Raw genomic sequence first — 18,748 nt, 5'->3', positions numbered from 1 at the left:
AAACGGGCGGTGCAAACGCAGAAACTGCGTTGAATTCGCTGATTCCGAGTCGCGCTGTTTCATGTCGTGGCAAGCCGCCCGCTATCGGCTGGCGCTAAACGTGTTTTGAACACCATCCCTAGGTAACATCGCCGCATGAGCACATCCATCCAAACCCTGATCGAGAACAACCGCCGCTGGGCCGCCGAGACCGAGCGCCTGCGCCCCGGTTATTTCCAGCAACTGGCGCAGCAGCAGAATCCCAAATACCTGTGGATCGGCTGCTCCGACAGCCGCGTGCCCGCCAACCAGATCACCGGGCTGGAGCCGGGCGAGGTGTTCGTGCACCGCAACGTGGCCAACGTGGTGGTGCATTCGGACCTCAACGCGCTGTCGGTGATCCAGTTTGCGGTCGAGTTCCTGAAGATCGAACACATCCTGGTGGTCGGCCACTACGGCTGTGGCGGCGTGCTGGCCACGCTGCGCGGCGCGCGCGTGGGCCTGGCCGACAACTGGCTGCGCCATGTGCACGACGTCAAGATGCGCCACCGCAAGCGCCTGGACCACCTGCCGGTGGCCGTGCAGGAAGACGTGCTGTGCGAGATGAACGTGATCGAGCAGGTCGGCAACGTGGCGCTGACCAATGTGCTGCAGGACGCCTGGGCGCGCGGCCAGAAGATCTCGGTGCACGGCTGGTGCTACGGCCTCAAGGACGGTCTGGTGAAGGACCTGGGCGTGAGCGTCAGCAACCGCGAGGAAGTGATGCCGATCTTCCGCAACGCACTCAAGCGCTACCCACGCCAGAGTCCGACCTGAGGTTCACGCAAGGCCATGTTCCCCCAGCGGCTGGATTCGACCGTGGCCTACGACATCGCGAAAGCGATGATGGACGGGTTCAACCGCCATTACCGGCTGTTCCGCGCCGAGTCCGCGCGCGCCAAGCACCGCTTCGAGACGCGCGACTGGCCGGCCCAGCAGCGCGCCCAGCGCGAACGCATCGAGTTCTACGACTTGCGCGTCAACGAGTGCGTGATGCGGCTGGTCAAGGAGTTCAAGGCCGACGCGCAGCCGATGGAGGTGTGGGAACAGGTCAAGCTGCACTACATCGGGCTGCTGGTGAACCACCACCAGCCCGAGCTGGCCGAGACCTTCTTCAACTCGGTCACCACCAAGATCCTGCAGCGGGCCTACTTCCAGAACGACTTCATCTTCGTGCGCCCGGCGGTGTCTACCGAGTACATCGAAGACGACGAGCGCGGCGCGCTGCCGACCTACCGCAGCTATTACCCGACGCACGACAGCATGCGCCACGAGGTGCGGCGCATGATCGAGGACTTCGACCTGCGTGTGCCCTTTGACGATCTGGGGCGCGACGCCGGGCTGGTGCTCGAAGCCATGCGCCGGCGCTTCGATCACCACCGGCTGCGCGCCAACTTCCAGATCCAGGCGCTCTCGGGCCTGTTCTACCGGAACAAGGGCGCCTACGTGGTCGGCAGGATCATCAATGGCTTCCAGGAAGTGCCGTTCGCGCTGCCGATCCTGCACAACGAGAACGGCCGGCTGGTGGTCGACGCGGCGCTGTTCGGCGAGGACGACCTGCTGATGCTGTTCAGCTTCGCCCGCGCCTACTTCATGGTCGACATGGAGGTGCCCAGCGCCTACGTGCAGTTCCTGCGCAGCCTGATGCCGCGCAAGCCGCGCGCCGAGTTCTACAACGCGCTGGGCCTGGCCAAGCAGGGCAAGACCCTGTTCTACCGCGACTTCCTCGCGCACATGCGCCACAGCACCGACAAGTTCCGCATCGCCCCCGGCATCAAGGGCATGGTGATGCTGGTGTTCGATCTGCCGAGCTTTCCGTTCGTGTTCAAGGTCATCAAGGACTACTACCCGCCGCAGAAGGACACCACGCGCGAGCAGATCCGCGGCAAGTACCTGCTGGTGAAACAGCACGACCGCGTGGGCCGCATGGCCGACACGCTGGAGTTTTCCGAGGTGGGTTTTCCGCGCGACCGCTTCACCGACGAGCTGATCGCCGAGATCCAGAAGTTCGCACCCAGCCAGCTGGAGATCAGCGACCGCGACGGCGACGGCACGACCGAGGTCATCCTCAAGCACTGCTACATCGAGCGGCGCATGATCCCGCTCAACATCTACCTGCAGGAAGCCTTCGACACCCTGCAGGCCGACGGCGTGGACGACACCTCGCTCCAGCGCGCGCGCGAGCAGATCACCAAGGCCGTGCTCGAGTACGGCAACGCGATCAAGGACCTGGTCGCGGCGAACATCTTTCCCGGCGACATGCTCTGGAAGAACTTCGGCATCACGCGCCACGGCAAGGTCGTGTTCTACGACTACGACGAGATCGAATACATCACCGACTGCCAGTTCCGCCGCGTGCCCGCGCCGCGCGACGAGGAAGAGGAAATGTCGGGCGAAATCTGGTACTCGGTCGGACCCAAGGACGTCTTTCCCGAAACCTTCGGCCCCTTCCTGCTGGGCAACCCGCTGGTGCGCGAAGACTTCATGAAGCACCACGCCGACCTGCTGGACGCCGCCTTCTGGCAGGCGCACCAGAAGCGCATCGCCGACGGGCATGTGTACGACGTGTTCCCCTACGAGCGCGCCCGCCGCTTCCGAGCGCAGGCGCACAAAGAACTGTTGGACTGATTTTTCAAAGGAGATTCACATGAGCAATACCGATCCCGTCGTCATCGTCGGCGCCGCGCGCACCCCCATGGGTTCGTTCCAGAGCGACTTCGCCGCACTGTCCGCCCACGACCTGGGCGGCGTCGCCATCAAGGCCGCAGTCGAGCGCAGCGGCGTCGACAAGGCCCTCGTCGACGAAGTGCTGTTCGGCAACTGCCTGATGGCCGGCCAGGGCCAGGCGCCCGCGCGCCAGGCTGCGCTCAAGGGCGGGCTGCCGCTGTCGGCCGGCGCGGTGACGCTGTCCAAGATGTGCGGCTCGGGCATGAAGGCCACCATGCTGGCGCACGACATGCTGCTGGCCGGCAGCGCGACCGTGATGGTCTCGGGCGGCATGGAGAGCATGACCAACGCGCCGTATCTGATGCTCAAGGGCCGCGGCGGCTACCGCATGGGCCACGACAAGATCTACGACCACATGATGCTCGACGGCCTGGAAGACGCCTACGAAGCCGGCCGCAGCATGGGCACCTTCGGCGAGGACTGCGCCGCCAAGTACAGCTTCACCCGCGAACAGCAGGACGCCTTCGCGATCGCCTCGGTGACGCGCGCCAAGGCCGCGACCGAGAGCGGTGCCTTCGCGAAAGAGATTGCCCCCGTGACGGTCAAGGACCGCAGCGGCGAGCGCGTGGTCTCGGTGGACGAAGGCCCGGGCAAGGTCAAGCTCGACAAGGTCACTTCGCTCAAGCCGGCGTTCAAGAAAGACGGCACCATCACCGCCGCTTCGTCCTCATCCATCAACGATGGTGCGGCCGCGCTGGTGCTGATGCGCGCCTCGACCGCGAAGGCGCAGGGCCTCAAGCCCCTGGCCACCATCGTCGGTCACGCCACCCACGCGCAGGAACCCAACTGGTTCGCCACCGCCCCGGTCGGCGCGACGCAGAAGCTGCTGGCCAGGACCGGCTGGGCCGTCGGCGACGTGGACCTGTGGGAAATCAACGAGGCTTTTGCCGTCGTGCCCATGGCGCTGATGACCGAGTTGTCCATCCCGCACGACAAGGTCAACGTGAACGGCGGCGCCTGCGCGCTGGGCCACCCCATCGGCGCCTCGGGCGCGCGCATCCTGGTGACGCTGCTGCACGCGCTGCAGGCGCAGGGCAAGAAGAAGGGTGTCGCCACGCTGTGCATCGGCGGCGGCGAAGCCACGGCAATGGCGATTGAGCTGATGTAACACCTCCGCGCCGCCTTCGGCGTCACCCCCTCAAGGGGGCGCCACTGGCGGCCAGGCAACGCCGGTTCCGCGGTGGCCCTGGTTCAACTACCCTTCCCTATATGAGCACAGTCTTCGTCATCGGCGCCTCGCGCGGCATCGGCCTCGAATTCGTGCGGCAGTACCGCGCGGGCGGTGACCGCGTGATCGCCACCGCGCGCGACGACGCGGGGCTGGAGCGCCTGCGGGACCTGGGCGCCGAGCCGATGCGGCTCGATGTGGCCGACCCGCTGAGCGCCAGCGGCCTGTCCTGGCAGCTCGATGGCGAGAAGATCGATGTCGCGCTGTACGTGGCCGGCGTGATCGACCGCGGCACGGCCAGCTCACCACCGACGCAGCAGGCCTTCGACGCGCTGATGCACACCAATGTGCTGGGCCTGATGCAGGTGCTGCCGCAGGTGATGCCGATGGTCGAGGAGGCCGGCGGCGTGTTCGGCGCGCTGTCGTCGGCCATGAGCCAGATCGGCGCGGTGCCCGGCAGCAACAGCTGGATGTACCGCGTGAGCAAGGCGGCGCTGAACATGGCCGTGAGCAGCGCGCGCTTCGACTACCCCAGGGCGACCCTGGTGACGCTGGACCCGGGCTGGGTGCAGACCGACATGGGCGGCGGCGCTGCGCCGCTGACCGCCGAGGCCAGTGTGCGCGGCCTGCGCGATGTGCTGGCGCACCTGAACCCCGGCGACAACGGCCGCCTCATCCACCACGACGGCCGCCGCGCCACGACCTGGTGACCCGACACACAAACAACACAAGCGAGACAAGATGCTGCTGACCCAAGACCAGGAAATGATCCGTGACGCCGTGCGCAGCTTTGCGCAGGAACAGCTGTGGCCGCACGCCGCCAAGTGGGACAAGGACCACCACTTTCCGAAGGACGTGCACCAGGGCCTGGCCGAACTCGGCGCCTACGGCATCTGTGTGCCCGAAGAACTGGGCGGCGCGGGGCTGGACTACCTGACGCTGGCCCTGGTGCTGGAAGAGATCGCGGCCGGTGACGGCGGCACCAGCACCGCCATCAGCGTGACCAACTGCCCCTACAACGCCATCCTGATGAAGTACGGCACGCCGGCGCAGCAGCAGCAGTGGCTGGTGCCGGCGGCGCGGGGCGACATCCTGGGCGCCTTCTGCCTGACCGAGCCGCATGTGGGCTCGGACGCCTCCGGTCTGCGGACCACGGCGGTGCGCGAGGGCGACGAATACGTGATCAACGGCGTCAAGCAGTTCATCACCTCGGGCAAGAACGGTCAGGCCGCGGTGGTGATCGCCGTGACCGACAAGGGCGCGGGCAAGAAGGGCATGAGCGCCTTCATGGTGCCCACCGACAACCCGGGCTGGCAGGTCGCGCGGCTGGAAGACAAGGTCGGCCAGCACAGCAGCGACACCGCGCAGATCAACTTCGACAACTGCCGCATTCCGGCCGAGAACCTGATCGGCCAGGAAGGCGAGGGCTACAAGATTGCCTTGTCAGCGCTCGAAGGCGGGCGCATCGGCATCGCGGCGCAGAGCGTGGGCATGGCGCGCAGCGCACTGGACGTGGCGATCGCCTATGCCAAGGAGCGCCAGAGTTTCGGCACCGCCATCTTCAACCACCAGGCCGTGGGCTTCCGACTGGCCGAATGCGCCACGAAGCTCGAAGCGGCGCGCCAGCTGATCTGGCACGCCGCCGCCCTGCGCGACGCCGGCCGGCCCTGTTTGAAAGAGGCCGCCATGGCCAAGCTCTTCGCCAGCGAGACCGCCGAACAGATCTGCTCGGCGGCGATCCAGACGCTGGGCGGTTACGGCTATGTGAACGACTTCCCGGTCGAGCGCATCTGGCGCGACGTGCGCGTCTGCCAGATCTACGAGGGCACGAGCGACGTGCAGAAGATCATCATCCAGCGGGCGCTGTAACAGGCTCACCCCTGCGCCGTCTTCGGCGTCACCCCCTCAAGGGGGCGATGCGTGCGGCCCGGCAAAGCCGGTTCCGCCGCATCCTGGAGCGAAGGCACTGCATCAGTTGCGTTTTCAGTTGGGCGCGGGCGGGATCGTCAGACCCTTGGCCACCGCCGGCCGCGCGAGAAACGCCTGCAGCACCCGCTCGACCTCGGGGTAGTCGCTGAAGCCCACGAGGTCGCCCGCGCCGTAGAAGCCCACGAGGTTGCGCACCCACGGGAAGGTGGCGATGTCGGCGATGGTGTATTCGGTGCCCATGATCCAGTCGCGCCCCGCCAGGTGCTGGTTCAGCACGCCGAGCAGGCGCTTGGTCTCGGCGGCATAGCGGCCCAGCGGGCGCTTGTCCTCGATCTCCTTTCCGGCGAACTTGTGGAAGAAACCGAGCTGGCCGAACATCGGGCCGATGCCGCCCATCTGGAACATCAGCCACTGGATCGTCTCGTAGCGCCGCGCCGGGTCGGCCGGCAGGAAGCGGCCGGTCTTCTCCGCCAGGTAGATCAGGATCGCGCCCGACTCCCACAGCGCCAGCGGCTGGCCGCCGGGGCCGTTCGGGTCGAGGATGGCGGGGATCTTGTTGTTCGGGTTGAGCGAGAGGAACTCGGGCGTGAGCTGGTCGTTGGTGTCGAAGGCCACGCGGTGCACTTCGTAGGGCAGGGCGAGCTCCTCCAGCAGGATCGACACCTTCACGCCGTTGGGCGTGGGCAGGCTGTAGAGCTGCAGGCGGTCGGGGTGCGAAGCGGGCCACTTGCGGGTGATGGCGAATGCGGACAGATCGGTCATGGGACATTCCTTTCGCCGAGCACATTAGCAGCTTGACCGCCGGCCGTGGTCGCGCGCTACGATGACCCCATTGCAGACCCCCAAGAGGAGACACCGCCATGCCCATCACCAAAGGTTTTCGCGCCCTCGTTGACGAGGCCACCGCCCAGATCACCACCTACTCGGTCGAGCAGGTCCGCGCGCGTCTGGGCAGCGACCCCACGCTGCAGGTGGTCGACATCCGCGATCCGCGCGAACTCGAACGAGAAGGCACGGTGCCCGGCTGCGTGCACGCGCCGCGCGGCATGCTGGAGTTCTGGGTCGACCCCGAGTCGCCGTACTACAAGCCGGTGTTCGGCGACGAGAGCAAGGAGTTCGTGCTGTTCTGCGGCGCGGGCTGGCGCAGCGCGCTGGCGACCAAGGCGCTGCAGGACATGGGCATGACCAACGTCGCCCACATCGACGGCGGTTTCGGCGCCTGGGCCAAGGCCGGCGCGCCGGTCGAAACCCTCGAAGCCCACAAGGCCGCGAGCAAGGCTGCGCGGGGATGAGCGCCGCCGGGCCGCTCCCAAGGCGCTCAGCCCCGCAGCGCGGAGCGCGGAGGGCCGTCCAGTGAGCGTGTCTCCGACCGGCGCCTGCCCCTGCGGCCGGCGCGATGCGCGCGGCAAGGCGCTGGCCTACGCAGACTGCTGCGGCCGATACCTCGATCACGACACCCCGGCGCCCGACGCCGAGAGCCTGATGCGCTCGCGCTACAGCGCCTTCGTGCTCGACCGGGCCAGCTACCTGCAAGCGAGCTGGCACGCCAGCACACGACCGGCCGACCTGTCGCTGGAGGCCGGGCAGAAGTGGCTGGGGCTGGAGGTGAAAGCCCATCGCGCGATCGATGTCGACCATGCCGAGGTCGAGTTCGTCGCGCGCTCGCGCATCGCCGGACGCGGCGTGCGCCTGCACGAGACCAGCCGCTTCGTGCGCGAGGGCGGGCGCTGGTTCTACGTCGACGGCGACCTGCACTGAGCGGGGGAGGCACCCGACCTTCGTCGGGTGTTCCGCGCCCCCACCGGCTTCTACACTTCACCCCTGGATCGTTTTCATGGGGAGTGTTCATGTCGTTCGTGCGCGTGCGCCAGTGGCTGGTGCGGGGTGTCTGGTTGGTCGGTGCGGGTCTGGCGCTGGCCGGTTGCGGGGGAGGCTCTTCGTCCGGCGCGGGCGGTGAGACGGAAGTCCGGGCTGCGGTCGTGTCGCCCGCCGAGCAGGCCGTGATCGCCGAGGGTGCGCGGCTGAACGCTGCCGAATTGCAGCGGGCCGCCAACGGCGAGGACACCGCTTCTGCGGGCACTCACACGACCACGGCAGCCACCGGTCTGACGCCCAAGGTCGCCGCGGCCGACACCCGCGTCGCCGTGTTCCGCTTCTTCAACACCGCGACCGGCACCCACTTCTACACCGCCAGCGTGGAAGAGCGCGACCGCATCATCGCCACCCTGCCGGTGCTGCACTACGAAGGCCCGGCGTTCTACGCCAGCAGCGCCGCCAACACTGCGCTCAGCCCGGTCTACCGCTTCTACAACCGCACGGCCGGCGTGCACTTCTACACCATCAGCGAAGACGAGAAGAACAGCATCATCGCCAACCTGCCGCAGTACACCTACGAAGGGCCGGCCTACCACGCGAGCAAGGTCGCGGGCGAGAACATGCTCAAGCCGCTGTTCCGCTTCTACATCCTGAGCAAGGGTGTGCACTTCTTCACCGCCAGCAGCGCCGAGGCCGACAGCATCAAGGCCAACCTGCCGGACTACAAGTACGAAGGCATCGCCTACTACGTGCTGCTAGGACCGACCGAGAACGCACCCGGCAAGATCTACATGGGCTTGTCGGCACCGACCACCCAGGCGACGGCCATCACGCAGACCAGCAATCAGGGCGCGGCCGGCTACGCCTATGTCACCAACTACTTCTTCAGCAATGCGAGCCAGTCGGGAGCGATCTATTTCAAAGACCAGGCCAGCCCGCGGACCTACCAGATCAAGATCCTGAGTACGACCGTGACCAATGCAGGCAGCAAGGTCTCGGCGCTGAACGTCCAGGGCAACCTGGGCTATGGCTACCAGGGTGACGCGTCATTCTCCGCCGAGCCCTCACAGATGACGGCGCGCCATGTCAAACCCGTGCCCGGCAGTGGCAATATGAGCTACGCCTCCGTGGAGGCGCCGACGACGCAGACGGCCTACCTCAACCTGCTCAACCAGCAGGGCGCATCCGGTTTCCGTTATCTCGGTCCGCTGACTTACCCGCCCATCACCAGCCTGTTTTTCGAGAAGAGCAGCCAGCGGCCCGGCCCGTTCACCTACCGAATCGTGGCGTCCACCACGACCGCCGCGGCCTTCGAGACCCAGGCCAACACCCAAGGCGCTGAGGGGTATGCGTACAAGGGACCACTCTCGGTGGGCGGCACGAGCTACAACCTTTACGCCAAGGACGGCGGCAAGTTCGCGGTGTTCAGCTACAAGACCGCCGTGCTCAACAGCGCCTCCAACATGTCCACCGTGGTCGATACGCTCAACGTCGAAGGCGCCAAGGGCTACTACTGGTTCGGTCCGATGAACTTCAGCGCCTCGGCGACCACCTATTCGATTTACTACAAGGGCAACTACGTCTGCCCGCCGCTGGGCGGCTGCTCGACGCCCGATGGCCTCTGAATCCCCGGCAGCCAGGCCGAGAGCACCGCATGCAGATCGCCGGCGTCGACCGGCTTGCGCAGCACCAGGTAGCCCTCGGCCTCGGCCTCGCGCAGTTCGGGCGAGTCGAACTCGCCGCTGACCATCGCGCCGCTGGCGCCGGGGCAGCGCTCCAGCAAGGCGCGCAGCAGGTCGAAGCCGCTCTCGCCGGAGCGCAGCCGCTGGTCACACAGGATCGCGTCCGGCAGGAACCCCTGGTCCAGCGCGTCCTGCGCCTGTGCGCCCGAGGCCACGCAGCGGGCCTTCACGCCCCAGCTCTCCAGCAGCGCCGACCAGGCCGCCAGCACGGCCGGGTCGTCGTCGATCACGAGACAGCGGCCGGCGGGATGCGCCGCCGCGACCGCGTCCGGTGAAACCATCGGCGGGCGCGGCGTGGCGCCTCCGTCGGGCAGTTCCAGCGCCGGCAGCCGCAGCCAGAAGCACGAGCCCTTGCCCAGCCGCGACCGGAAGCCATGTGTGGCGCCCATCAGCCGCGCGCAGCGCGCCACCACCGCCAGGCCCAGCCCGTGCCCCGCGCTGTCCATGCGCCAGGCGTGCTCGCTGCGGAAATAGGGGCTGAACACCCGCGGCTCCTCGTCGGCGGCGATGCCGATGCCGGTGTCCCAGACCTCGATCAGCCAGTCGCCACCACGCCGCCGCACGCCCAGCAGCACCTTGCCGCGCGGCGTGTAGCGGATCGCGTTGTGCGTCAGGTTCACCAGCGCCTGCCGCAGCAGCACCGGGTCGACCACCACGGCCGCGCCGCGCCGGGGCAGCCGCAGCCGCAGCGTCAGGCCGGCCAGCGTCGCCTGCTCGCGGAACATGCGGGCCAGTTCGCCCATGACCGGCTGCAGCGCGACCGGCACGGCGCGCGACGGTGCCTGCCCGGCCTCCAGCTTCGACAGGTCCAGCAGCGCGTTGAACAGCTGGCTCATCGCGTTCATGCTGCTCTTGAGGTCCGCCAGCAGCGGCGTGAGGGCGGCGTTCTGGTTGCGCAGGCCGATCGCCTCGACCATCAGCGACATCGCGTGCACCGGCTGGCGCAGGTCGTGGCTGGCGGTCGCGAGGAACAGGTTCTTGTCCTGCAGTGCCGCTTCGGCCACGCGCTTGGCGTCGAGCAACTCGCGGTTGGCCCGGCGGGTGCGCCGGTAGAGCGCGAACACGACACCGCCGCCCAGCAGCAGCAACGCAGCGCCCGCGGTCAGCGCGATCTGCTGCATGCGCCGGGTCCGCAGCTCGGCGTCCTGGACACGGTTCTCCTGCGCCAGCTGCTCGATCTGCCGCTGGCGCTGCACCGCGTCGAACTGGCTCTGCAGCCCGGCCACCGCCTGCTCGCGCTCGATGCGGAACAGTTCCTTCGCCAGCGCCTGCTGTTCGCGCGTGGTCTCGACCGCCTCGCGGTAGCGGCCGGCCTGCGCGTACATGCGCGCCAGCTCGTCGAGCAGCGTCTCCTCCATCGTCTTCGCGCCCGCGCCGTGCAGGAAGGCCAGCGCCGCCCGCACCTCGGCCACGCCGGCCTCCACCTGGCCCTGGCCCATGAGCGAGAAGCCGAGGTTGGCCTGCGACAGCGCCGCGCCGCCGAGGTCGCCGGCTTCCTGGTACTTCGCGCGGGCCTGGCGCATCACCGGCCCGGCCAGCGCGTATTCCTTGCGCAGCAGGTGGATGTCGCCGATGTTGTTCAGCGCCGCGGCCTGCAGCGCCACCAGGCCCGAGCCGCCCGCGATCTGGAGCGCGGACCGGTAGGCCGCCAGCGCCCGGTCCTGGTGACCCATGCCCGATTCCACATTGCCGCGGTTGAGCTGCAGGGTGCCGCGGGCCTGGGTGGCGCCCAGAGTCTGGGCGAGCGCGTCGGCGTCGGCGATCGCCTGCAGCGCCTTCTCGCCGTTCTTCATCGCCATGTAGACCAGCGCCAGCTGCACCCGCGAGCGCAGCAGCGAGGCCTGCGCCTGCTCCGGCCGGGCGCGGGCGTGGTCCATGCTCTGGAGGATGTTGGCCAGCGCCGGTTCGAACTGGCCGGTCGAGTTCTGCAGGCCGCCCAGCATCAGGTGGTAGACCCACAGCGCCTCCGCGCTGCCGCTGCGCAGCGCCACCGGCGCCATCTGGCGGAGCTTTTCCAGCGCGCCGCCGGTGTCGCCATTGGCCGCCATGCGGTGGGCGACCGAACCGGTGGCGAGCACCAGGGCCACGTCGTCGCGCCGCTCCTGCGCCAGCGCCATCAGGCGCCTGGCCGCCGCATCGGCCTGTTCTGTCTGTCCGGTGTCCGACGCGAGGCCGACCAGCAGACTCAGGTAGGTGCGCTGCACCTCGACCGACGGCGAGGCCTCGAACGCCGCTGCCTGGGCACGCAGCGAGCGCAAGGCGCGGCCGCTGTCCTGCAGCGCCAGCGTCTGCAGCGCGTCCAGGGCCTGCAGCTCCTGCGTTTGCGCCTGCGCGGGCTGGCCCGCCAGCAGCGCCAGCGCGACGGCCAGCGCCAGAGCGGTGGGGCGGATCACGGCAGCTCCACGCGCCGGCCGCGCAGCGCGGTGATCGCCTCGACCCGGTTGCGCACGCCCAGCCGCTCCAGGATGCCGGTCACGTGTTCCTTGACCGTGCTCTCGGTGATGCCCAGCTCGGAGGCGATGCGCTTGTTGGGCAGGCCGCGCAGGATCAGCCGCAGGATGTCGCCCTGCCGCGGCGTCAGGCCCAGCTCCTGCGGCGACACCGCCCAGGCCTTGGGCGCGGGCGCGGCCGGTGGCGTCGCGAGTTCGGGGCCGAACCACTGCCCGCCGCCCATGACCGCCTTGAGCGCCGCGCCGAACTGTTCGGGTGAGGCCTGCTTGTGCACGAAGCCCCGGGCGCCGGCCGCGCGCACGCGCCGCGCGATGCCCGGGTCGTCGTCGCCGCTGACCGCGATCCAGGGCGAGGCCGGGCAGTCGCGCACCCACTGCTCCAGAAACGGCAGGCAGTTGCCGTGCGCCAGCCACACATCGGCCACCAGCATCGCCGGGTCTCCCTTCTCGCTGCGCAGCTGCAGCACCTCCGACCACTGCGTCGCCACCGACACCGGCATCTGCGGCGCGATCGACTGCAGGTACTGCGCCATGCCGCGGCCGACCAGCGGGTGGTCGTCGAGCACGATGGCGTAAGGGGCTGGGCTGGTCATGGCGGGGTGGTGGGCGACAAACATCGTACCGCCCGCGACCCGTTTTCCGGAGGGTGTCTCCCCCTCCTTCGGTAGGGTTCTCCGGCGCCGGGTTCGCGCACAGAATCCGCCCCCTCCGCAGACCTTCGCGACGACGCCATGAACACCCGCCCCCTTCGACACCTTCCCCTGACCACGGTCCTCCTGCTCGCGCTCGGCGGCTGCGCCGCCACCATCGACCAGGGCGGCATCGACCAGCGCACCTCGCTCGCCATCGGTCGCGAGGTCGGCACCTTCACCATCTCCGACCGCAGCGAAGAAAGCGGCGGCCGCATCAACTACACCGTCAAAGCCAGGGACGGCGCGGTCTTCAAGTGCTACCTGTATTCGGCCACCGGTTTCCAGCGCGCCATGAGCCTGGGGCAGACGCCGCACTCCGACGCCATCTGCACGCCGTTCGGCAAGCCCGGCGCCGCCGCCGCACCCGCCGCCCCGGGCGGACAGTGCAACGCCCTGCTGAAGGCCGCCGGCCGCTGCTGAACCGGCCCGGGAGCGCCGCCGCCCGTGGTCCAATCGGGGCCATGAAATTCGACGCGGTTCTGTTCGATTGCGACGGCGTGCTGGTGGACAGCGAGCCGATCACCAATGGCGTCTTGCGCCAGATGCTCAACGAGGCCGGCTGGCCGCTTACACAGGCCGAGTGCGAACGCATCTTCATCGGCAAGGCGGTGCGCGACGAGCGCACGCGCATCGAGCTGGAGACCGGCCAGCCGCTGACCGATGAGTGGATGCGCGCCTTCTACGAACGGCGCAACCAGCGGCTGATGGCCGAGCTGCAGGCGGTGGCCGGGGCGCTGGATGCGGTGGTCGCCGCGCACCGCCACACCGCCGGCCGCATCGCCTGTGCCTCGGGCGCCGACCGGCCCAAGGTCGTGATGCAGATCGGCATGGCCGGCATGGCGCCGTACTTCGAAGACCGCATCTTCAGCGGCCACGACCTGCCGCGCTCCAAGCCGCACCCCGACGTCTACCTCGCCGCCGCCGCGCACCTGGGTGTCGACCCCGCGCGCTGCCTGGTGGTCGAAGACACGGCGACCGGCGTGCAGGCCGGCCTGGCGGCCGGGGCGACCGTCTGGGGCTACTGCCAGCATGGCGACGGCCGCGCGTTCCAAGGCCTGCCGGTGGCGCGCGTGATGCACCACATGGGCGAGCTGGCCGCGGCGCTCTGACGGGCTCAGGCCTGCAGCGCGCCGATGATCAGCTGCACCAGCTCGCCACCTTCGGGCGTGGCCCAGGTGCCAGCCAGTTCGGCGATCAGCTGGTTGGTGGTGGTGATCGTGGCGCCGTGGCGTTCCATGCGGCGCAGCGAAATCTCGTCGGCCAGCAGGGTGGGTGAGCCGCCTGCATCGGCCACCACCTGCACCTCGTAACCCTGGTCGATCAAGGTCAGCACCGGATAGACCGTGCACACGTCGTTGGTCACGCCGGCGACGATCAGCTTCTTGCGACCTGTGGCCTTGACGGCGGCAGCGAAGTTGGCGTCGTCCATGGCGTTGACGATGCCCATGCGCTTGACGCGTTTCTCAAACGCTGCGGGCAGGGACGTCTGCAGCTCGGTCAGCAGCGGACCCTGTGTGTATTCCTCCATGCTGGAGGTCAGCACGGTGGGGATGTTCAGGATGCGGGCGGTTTCGGCCAGCATCACGGCGTTGCGCTTCATCGCGTCGAACGAGATGGACTTGACCCAGCCCATGGTGCCGACCTGGTGGTCGATCAGCAGGATGGCGGTGTCGTGGGCGGTGAATCGGTTGAAAGACATGAGAGAACTCCAAAAATAGTGGCGGCGTGCTGGCCGCCGAAAGAGGGCCTGTGCGCCGGCCCCGATGGCGATTGAAAGTGGTTGAAAAATCAGAGCTGACCGAAGTCGCCGCGGCGGTAGGCTGTCATCGCGTGGACCAGCGCTTCGGGCGAAGCCAGCGCCATCGGCCCTTGCCAATAGACCGGCTGGTCCAGCGGCGTGCCGGCGAACAGCGCGACCTGCGCCGCGCCCTGCGTGGCCTGCAGCCGGATGACTTGGGCATCAGGTCCTGCCGTCATCACCGGCACCGGCGCGCCGCCGGCCTCGGCCTGTCCGTCGTTCACCGTCAGGCGCCCAAAGATCGGCAGCACGAAGGCGGTCTGTCCGGCTGGCACCGGCACGCTCAGCTCGGCGCCGGCCTCCAGCGTCATGTCGAGCAAGAGCACTTCGGTCGGCGGCCTCAGCGGCGAGCGCTGGCCGCCAAAAGCACCCAGCGGCACGCGCACCTTGGCGCCCGGGAGCGTCACCACCGGCACGTCCTGCGGCGCCAGGGCCAGCGCGAAGGGCGCGTCGCCCTGCTTCTCTCGCGGCAGGTTCACGAAGATCTGCAGCATGTGCACGGTCTTGCCGGGCTCGGCCGGGTTCTCCTCGTGCACCACGCCGCGGCCCGCGGCCGTCCAGTGCAGGCCACCGGGCAGGATTTGCTGGCGTCCGCCGAGCGAGTCGCGGTTGTTGATCCAGGTCTCCGAGTCCAGGAACAGGTAGGACACGGCCGAGAAGCCGGCGTGGGGATGGGGCGGAAACGTCGGCCCGCTCATCCAGGCGTGGTCAATGCCGAGGAACGGGTTGGTCAGTTCGCCCGCGTGCAGCCCGAAGGCGCGGAACTGGCTGCCGTGGCGCATGGGTTGCAAAGGTGCAAGAGCGGTCATGGTGATCTCCTCAGACCGTTGCGGTCGCGCCGAGCGCGGCGTAGTCGGTGTAACCCTGCGCGGTACCGCCGAAGAAGGCGTTGCGGTCGGCTTCGTTCATGGGCTCGTTGGCTTTGAGGCGTTCGACGAAGTCCGGGTTGGCCAGCACCATCTGGCCGTAGGACTCCAGCTCGGCCAGGCCGGACGCCACATCGGCGCCGATCTGCTCGCGTGGGCGGCTGGGCCGGTTCAGGATCAGCGTGCCCTTCCACAACTGGCGGATGTCTGCCAGCGGCGCGTCGTTGCCCAGGTGCATGAGGTGCAGGTAGGCCAGGCCGAGCTGGTTCAGTTCGGTCACGAGGTGGCGGTACAGCGCCGGGCCTTCGTCGCCTTCGTCAATGCCCCACATGGCCGTGCCGGGTGAGAGGCGGATGGCCGTGCGGTCCGCGCCGATCTCCTGGGCCACGGCGGTGGCGACTTCGATCGCGAAGCGCACGCGGTTCTGGATGGTGCCTCCGTAGGCGTCGGTCCGGGTGTTGGCGCTGGGCGCGAAGAACTGCTGGATCAGGTAGGCGTTGGCGCCGTGGATTTCGACTCCGTCGGCGCCGGCTTCGATGGCGCGGCGGGCCGCGTGGCGGAAGTCCTGCACGGTCTGGTGCACCTCGTCGGTGGTCAGGGCGCGCGGCACCGGAATGTCCTGCATGCCGGTGGGCGTGAACATGGGTGTGCCGGGTGCGATGGCCGAGGGCGCGACGCCGGGGCGGTGGTGCGGCGTGTTGTCCGGGTGGGACATGCGGCCCGCGTGCATGAGCTGGATGAAGACATGGCCGCCGCGGGCGTGCACAGCGTCGGTGGTCTGCTTCCAGCCGGCCACGTGCGCGTCGGTGTAGATGCCCGGGGTGCTGAGGTAGCCCTGGCCGTCGTCCGAGGGCTGGGTGCCTTCGGTCACGATCAGGCCGACGCTGGCGCGCTGGGCGTAGTAGGTGGCGGCCAGTTCGCCCGGCGTGCCGTCGGCCTGGGCGCGCGAACGGGTCATGGGCGCCATGACCAGGCGGTTGGAGAGGGTGGCGCGGCCGACGGTGACGGGTGCAAACAAGGGGCGGGTGTTCATGGTGTTGTCCTCTGGGTTGAAGCGATGGAGTGATCTTCTTTGAATCCATTGATGGGATAAAGACGGCACAATGGATTTCATTGATCCACCAATGCAGCAATCAAGATGAACCTGCTCAACGACATGGCGCTGTTCGTGGAAGTGGCGCGGACCATGAGCTTTCGCCGCGCGGCCGAAGCGCTGGGCATGCCCAACTCCACCCTGTCTCGGCGCGTCAGCGCGCTGGAAAAAGCCATCGGCCTGCGGCTGCTCCACCGCACCACGCGCAAGCTGGAGCTGACCGAAGCCGGGCAGCTGTACTACGAGCGCAGCCAGCGCATCGTTCAGGAAGCGCGGCTCGCGCACGAGCAGCTGGGCGAGTTGCTGGCGCAACCGAGCGGCGTGCTGCGCGCTTCGCTGCCGGTGGACTTTGCGTCCACTTACCTGGCGCCGCTGATCGCGGAGTTCTCACGCCTGTACCCAGGCATCCGCTTCGAGTTCGACCTCACGCCTCGACGGGTCGATCTGGTGTCCGAGCCCTTCGATGTCGCCATCCGCATGGGCGAGTCGCAGGATTCCAGCCTAGTCGCCCGCCTGCTGGCGCGCCTGCCGACGCACCTCTACGCGTCGCCGGCTTACCTGCAGCGCGCCGGTGAACCGCGGTCGCCGGACGAACTGGCGGGGCACGAATGCATCTGCTTTCGCAGCGGCAAGCCCCCGGTCTGGAAACTCTTTCGCGTGGGCGAGACCGTGCCGGTCGAGGTGGCTGTGAGCGGGCGCTTCCAGCTCAACAGCGTGGGCATGATGCGGCAACTGGCCGTGCAGGGCCTGGGCGTGGTCGGACTGGCCGACGCCATGGCCGACGACGATGTGGCCACCGGCCGCTTGCGCCGCGTGCTGCCCGACTGGCAGGGTCCGAGCGCACCGGTGTACGCCATCACCGAAACGCGACTGCTGCCCGCCAAGACGCAGCGCTTCATCGAGTTCCTGCGCGATCGGCTGGGGCAGGCGTGAGCAGGGCCGCTCTGCGGTACAAAGGCGGCATGCCCCACGCCCACCTCTCCCGCCGCCACCTCCTGATCCACACCGCCGCGCTGCCGCTCGCCACACTCGGGGCCGGCCTCGGCCTCGCCGGCTGCGCCACCGTCGACAAGCCCAGCGTGCACGCGCGCCTGCTGGGCAAGTCCATCACCGTCATCAGCACCCTGGGCACGACGCTGCGCCTGACCTGGCGCGGCACCACCGTGTTCAACAACGAGCAGGGCGAAGCCTTCGTGCCCGACTGGGGCTTCAAGGCCCAGCTCGAAGCTGCCACCGTCGAACAGCTCAAGGCCTCGGGCCGCTTCTCCAGCGTGCAGCGCGCCACGATCACCGCGACCCGCCGCGAAGAAGCGCTCAAGGAACTGAAGGAACTCAAGACCCCGACCGACCACGTGCTGCTGATTTCGGGCGCGATGTCGGGCGACTCGATCTGGGGCACGCAGGAAGGCTTCGCCGGTCTGGGCATCGCGCAGCGCAGCTTCCTCGCGCTCGACTCGCAGTCGGCCGCGCACGTCTCGCTGCGCGCCGACCTGCTGGTGCCCAGCACCTTCGGCGCCGTGCTCGGCGAAGCCACCGTCGCCACCGCCCAGCGCGTGCCCGCCCCGGCCCTGCTGCGCGGGCCGCGGCTGAACGACAGCAACGCAGCAGCGGCCAGGGAGTCGCTGAAGGTGCAGATCGATGCGGCGGTGCGCAGTCTGGTGACGCAGCTGGGCTTGCATGAGGCGCCGGCGGGGGCTGCGACTGCGCCGGTCGCTCGGCCTGCGGCGGCTCCTGCGGTGCAGCCGGTCAATGCGCCGGTCGATGCAAGGCCGGTGACGGCGCCGAATGTGGAAGGGCGGGGGATTCCGGCGCCTGCTGGGCGGTAGTTGCTCGCGCTACGGCAAAGGCAGCTTGGACCGCTTTCGGCCATGAGCAGCCTTCGCGCTCAGCTGATGAAGCAGTCGCTCAACGTTCGACGTAAGGGGCTGGCCGCAGGCCAGTCCCCTTGACGTAGCGGTTAGGCCCCCGGCCTGGGTGTGGCGCTTGCCTGCGGTAGGTTTCAGTGAACTTGATCATCTTCTTGGGCTTCCGGTGGCCACTGATGGAACACATAGCATTCGCCATCGGCTGCCGCCTGATCAAACCACGCCAGCCAATCAGGGTCTTCGAGGTCACTTCGTTCGACGAAGACCGGGCCGTCTTCCACGGACAAGACTTCCCATCCGTTGTCTTGAAGACTGTTGGCGGCAAGTTGCCGTGCGGCATCTTCGGATTCGGCTTCCACGAAACAGTTCGCGACGGCTCCCCCAACAGAAGAGAAGTGTTGGCTATCGGGTTGTGGGCGTACTTCGAATTGAATGAAGAGCATCTGAAATCAACTCTTGGAGCCTAAGGATGGTGTTCAAAACACGTTTAGCGCCAGCCGATAGCGGGCGGCTTGCCACGACATGAAACAGCGCGACTCGGAATCAGCGAATTCAACGCAGTTTCTGCGTTTGCACCGCCCGTTT

The 18,748-nt window shown here is 68.3% G+C and carries 19 protein-coding genes; 12 read left to right on the top strand and 7 right to left on the bottom strand.

The features are described from left to right. Positions 1–135 precede the first annotated feature (135 nt). The 5 genes from can to ACS5NL_RS22470 all read left to right on the top strand — a co-directional run bounded on the left by can (position 136) and on the right by ACS5NL_RS22470 (position 5,782). Entirely contained in the window at positions 136–795 is a 660-nt protein-coding gene (gene can / locus ACS5NL_RS22490; RefSeq protein ID WP_439356241.1) for a carbonate dehydratase, read from the top strand. Between the two features lie 15 nt (positions 796–810). Continuing rightward, positions 811–2,646: a bifunctional isocitrate dehydrogenase kinase/phosphatase gene (aceK, locus tag ACS5NL_RS22485; RefSeq protein ID WP_439356240.1), complete on the top strand. Its 1,836-nt coding sequence runs from the start codon at positions 811–813 to the stop codon at positions 2,644–2,646. A 19-nt stretch (positions 2,647–2,665) separates the two neighbouring features. Then, positions 2,666–3,853: an acetyl-CoA C-acyltransferase gene (locus ACS5NL_RS22480; RefSeq protein ID WP_439356239.1), complete on the top strand. Its 1,188-nt coding sequence runs from the start codon at positions 2,666–2,668 to the stop codon at positions 3,851–3,853. A gap of 101 nt (positions 3,854–3,954) precedes the next feature. Next, positions 3,955–4,623, top strand: coding sequence for an SDR family oxidoreductase (locus tag ACS5NL_RS22475; protein WP_439356238.1), 669 nt, complete (start codon positions 3,955–3,957; stop codon positions 4,621–4,623). A gap of 31 nt (positions 4,624–4,654) precedes the next feature. Further along, positions 4,655–5,782, top strand: coding sequence for an acyl-CoA dehydrogenase family protein (locus ACS5NL_RS22470; protein WP_439356237.1), 1,128 nt, complete (start codon positions 4,655–4,657; stop codon positions 5,780–5,782). A 114-nt stretch (positions 5,783–5,896) separates the two neighbouring features. On the opposite strand, the gene ACS5NL_RS22465 is transcribed toward ACS5NL_RS22470, so the two are convergent. Beyond that, positions 5,897–6,604 carry a glutathione S-transferase N-terminal domain-containing protein gene (locus ACS5NL_RS22465; RefSeq protein WP_439356236.1) on the bottom strand — a complete coding sequence of 236 codons (708 nt, stop codon included), beginning with the start codon at positions 6,602–6,604 and terminating at the stop codon, positions 5,897–5,899. Positions 6,605–6,702: 98 nt separating this feature from the next. Between ACS5NL_RS22465 and ACS5NL_RS22460 the strand changes: the two genes are divergently transcribed. From ACS5NL_RS22460 to ACS5NL_RS22450, 3 genes are all read left to right on the top strand, one after another. Continuing rightward, positions 6,703–7,134: a rhodanese-like domain-containing protein gene (locus tag ACS5NL_RS22460; protein ID WP_439356235.1), complete on the top strand. Its 432-nt coding sequence runs from the start codon at positions 6,703–6,705 to the stop codon at positions 7,132–7,134. A 61-nt stretch (positions 7,135–7,195) separates the two neighbouring features. After that, the gene (locus tag ACS5NL_RS22455; protein ID WP_439356234.1) at positions 7,196–7,600 is read left to right on the top strand and encodes a YchJ family protein; all 405 of its coding nucleotides are present in this window, start codon (positions 7,196–7,198) and stop codon (positions 7,598–7,600) included. 89 nt (positions 7,601–7,689) lie between these two features. Beyond that, positions 7,690–9,282, top strand: coding sequence for a hypothetical protein (locus ACS5NL_RS22450; protein WP_439356233.1), 1,593 nt, complete (start codon positions 7,690–7,692; stop codon positions 9,280–9,282). Here the strand turns inward: ACS5NL_RS22450 and ACS5NL_RS22445 are convergent. Together ACS5NL_RS22445 and ACS5NL_RS22440 are read right to left on the bottom strand one after the other, a co-directional pair. Next, positions 9,234–11,792 (bottom strand): ATP-binding protein, encoded by a 2,559-nt coding sequence (locus tag ACS5NL_RS22445; RefSeq protein WP_439356232.1) that lies wholly within the window; start codon positions 11,790–11,792, stop codon positions 9,234–9,236. The genes ACS5NL_RS22450 and ACS5NL_RS22445 overlap by 49 nt on opposite strands. Further along, the gene (locus ACS5NL_RS22440) at positions 11,789–12,442 is read right to left on the bottom strand and encodes a LuxR C-terminal-related transcriptional regulator (RefSeq protein ID WP_439356231.1); all 654 of its coding nucleotides are present in this window, start codon (positions 12,440–12,442) and stop codon (positions 11,789–11,791) included. Before ACS5NL_RS22440 ends, ACS5NL_RS22445 begins: the two co-directional genes overlap by 4 nt. A gap of 138 nt (positions 12,443–12,580) precedes the next feature. Here ACS5NL_RS22440 and ACS5NL_RS22435 point away from each other — a divergent pair, with 138 nt between their 5' ends. Continuing rightward, entirely contained in the window at positions 12,581–12,961 is a 381-nt protein-coding gene (locus ACS5NL_RS22435) for a hypothetical protein (protein ID WP_439356230.1), read from the top strand. 41 nt (positions 12,962–13,002) lie between these two features. Further along, on the top strand, positions 13,003–13,650 hold the full coding sequence (locus tag ACS5NL_RS22430; RefSeq protein WP_439356229.1) for an HAD family hydrolase: 648 nt from the start codon (positions 13,003–13,005) through the stop codon (positions 13,648–13,650). 5 nt (positions 13,651–13,655) lie between these two features. Here the strand turns inward: ACS5NL_RS22430 and ACS5NL_RS22425 are convergent, their stop codons facing one another. The 3 genes from ACS5NL_RS22425 to ACS5NL_RS22415 all read right to left on the bottom strand — a co-directional run bounded on the left by ACS5NL_RS22425 (position 13,656) and on the right by ACS5NL_RS22415 (position 16,238). Further along, positions 13,656–14,240 carry an isochorismatase family protein gene (locus tag ACS5NL_RS22425; protein WP_439356228.1) on the bottom strand — a complete coding sequence of 195 codons (585 nt, stop codon included), beginning with the start codon at positions 14,238–14,240 and terminating at the stop codon, positions 13,656–13,658. 89 nt (positions 14,241–14,329) lie between these two features. Further along, the gene (locus ACS5NL_RS22420; RefSeq protein ID WP_439356227.1) at positions 14,330–15,148 is read right to left on the bottom strand and encodes a pirin family protein; all 819 of its coding nucleotides are present in this window, start codon (positions 15,146–15,148) and stop codon (positions 14,330–14,332) included. 10 nt (positions 15,149–15,158) lie between these two features. After that, positions 15,159–16,238 (bottom strand): alkene reductase, encoded by a 1,080-nt coding sequence (locus tag ACS5NL_RS22415; RefSeq protein WP_439356226.1) that lies wholly within the window; start codon positions 16,236–16,238, stop codon positions 15,159–15,161. Positions 16,239–16,343: 105 nt separating this feature from the next. Here ACS5NL_RS22415 and ACS5NL_RS22410 point away from each other — a divergent pair, with 105 nt between their 5' ends. Together ACS5NL_RS22410 and ACS5NL_RS22405 are read left to right on the top strand one after the other, a co-directional pair. Continuing rightward, positions 16,344–17,231 carry a LysR family transcriptional regulator gene (locus ACS5NL_RS22410; RefSeq protein WP_439356225.1) on the top strand — a complete coding sequence of 296 codons (888 nt, stop codon included), beginning with the start codon at positions 16,344–16,346 and terminating at the stop codon, positions 17,229–17,231. Between the two features lie 29 nt (positions 17,232–17,260). Then, positions 17,261–18,124, top strand: a complete 864-nt coding sequence (locus ACS5NL_RS22405; RefSeq protein ID WP_439356224.1) for a hypothetical protein — start codon at positions 17,261–17,263, stop codon at positions 18,122–18,124. Between the two features lie 173 nt (positions 18,125–18,297). Here ACS5NL_RS22405 and ACS5NL_RS22400 read toward each other — a convergent pair whose 3' ends face one another. After that, positions 18,298–18,606, bottom strand: coding sequence for a hypothetical protein (locus ACS5NL_RS22400; protein WP_439356223.1), 309 nt, complete (start codon positions 18,604–18,606; stop codon positions 18,298–18,300). Positions 18,607–18,748: the final 142 nt, after the last annotated feature.

The sequence above is a fragment of the Hydrogenophaga sedimenti genome, from assembly GCF_051857515.1.
Classification (GTDB): Bacteria; Pseudomonadota; Gammaproteobacteria; order Burkholderiales; family Burkholderiaceae_C; genus Hydrogenophaga.
This window is presented reverse-complemented; position numbering and strand designations above follow the sequence as displayed.

Excerpts from the sequence above, each read along its gene's own strand:
- can (WP_439356241.1), top strand. The coding sequence starts at position 136 with ATGAGCACATCCATCCAAACCCTGATCGAGAACAACCGCCGCTGGGCC.
- aceK (WP_439356240.1), top strand. The coding sequence starts at position 811 with ATGTTCCCCCAGCGGCTGGATTCGACCGTGGCCTACGACATCGCGAAA.
- ACS5NL_RS22480 (WP_439356239.1), top strand. The coding sequence starts at position 2,666 with ATGAGCAATACCGATCCCGTCGTCATCGTCGGCGCCGCGCGCACCCCC.
- ACS5NL_RS22475 (WP_439356238.1), top strand. The coding sequence starts at position 3,955 with ATGAGCACAGTCTTCGTCATCGGCGCCTCGCGCGGCATCGGCCTCGAA.
- ACS5NL_RS22470 (WP_439356237.1), top strand. The coding sequence starts at position 4,655 with ATGCTGCTGACCCAAGACCAGGAAATGATCCGTGACGCCGTGCGCAGC.
- ACS5NL_RS22465 (WP_439356236.1), bottom strand. The coding sequence starts at position 6,604 with ATGACCGATCTGTCCGCATTCGCCATCACCCGCAAGTGGCCCGCTTCG.
- ACS5NL_RS22460 (WP_439356235.1), top strand. The coding sequence starts at position 6,703 with ATGCCCATCACCAAAGGTTTTCGCGCCCTCGTTGACGAGGCCACCGCC.
- ACS5NL_RS22450 (WP_439356233.1), top strand. The coding sequence starts at position 7,690 with ATGTCGTTCGTGCGCGTGCGCCAGTGGCTGGTGCGGGGTGTCTGGTTG.
- ACS5NL_RS22440 (WP_439356231.1), bottom strand. The coding sequence starts at position 12,442 with ATGACCAGCCCAGCCCCTTACGCCATCGTGCTCGACGACCACCCGCTG.
- ACS5NL_RS22435 (WP_439356230.1), top strand. The coding sequence starts at position 12,581 with ATGAACACCCGCCCCCTTCGACACCTTCCCCTGACCACGGTCCTCCTG.
- ACS5NL_RS22430 (WP_439356229.1), top strand. The coding sequence starts at position 13,003 with ATGAAATTCGACGCGGTTCTGTTCGATTGCGACGGCGTGCTGGTGGAC.
- ACS5NL_RS22425 (WP_439356228.1), bottom strand. The coding sequence starts at position 14,240 with ATGTCTTTCAACCGATTCACCGCCCACGACACCGCCATCCTGCTGATC.
- ACS5NL_RS22420 (WP_439356227.1), bottom strand. The coding sequence starts at position 15,148 with ATGACCGCTCTTGCACCTTTGCAACCCATGCGCCACGGCAGCCAGTTC.
- ACS5NL_RS22415 (WP_439356226.1), bottom strand. The coding sequence starts at position 16,238 with ATGAACACCCGCCCCTTGTTTGCACCCGTCACCGTCGGCCGCGCCACC.
- ACS5NL_RS22410 (WP_439356225.1), top strand. The coding sequence starts at position 16,344 with ATGAACCTGCTCAACGACATGGCGCTGTTCGTGGAAGTGGCGCGGACC.
- ACS5NL_RS22405 (WP_439356224.1), top strand. The coding sequence starts at position 17,261 with ATGCCCCACGCCCACCTCTCCCGCCGCCACCTCCTGATCCACACCGCC.
- ACS5NL_RS22400 (WP_439356223.1), bottom strand. The coding sequence starts at position 18,606 with ATGCTCTTCATTCAATTCGAAGTACGCCCACAACCCGATAGCCAACAC.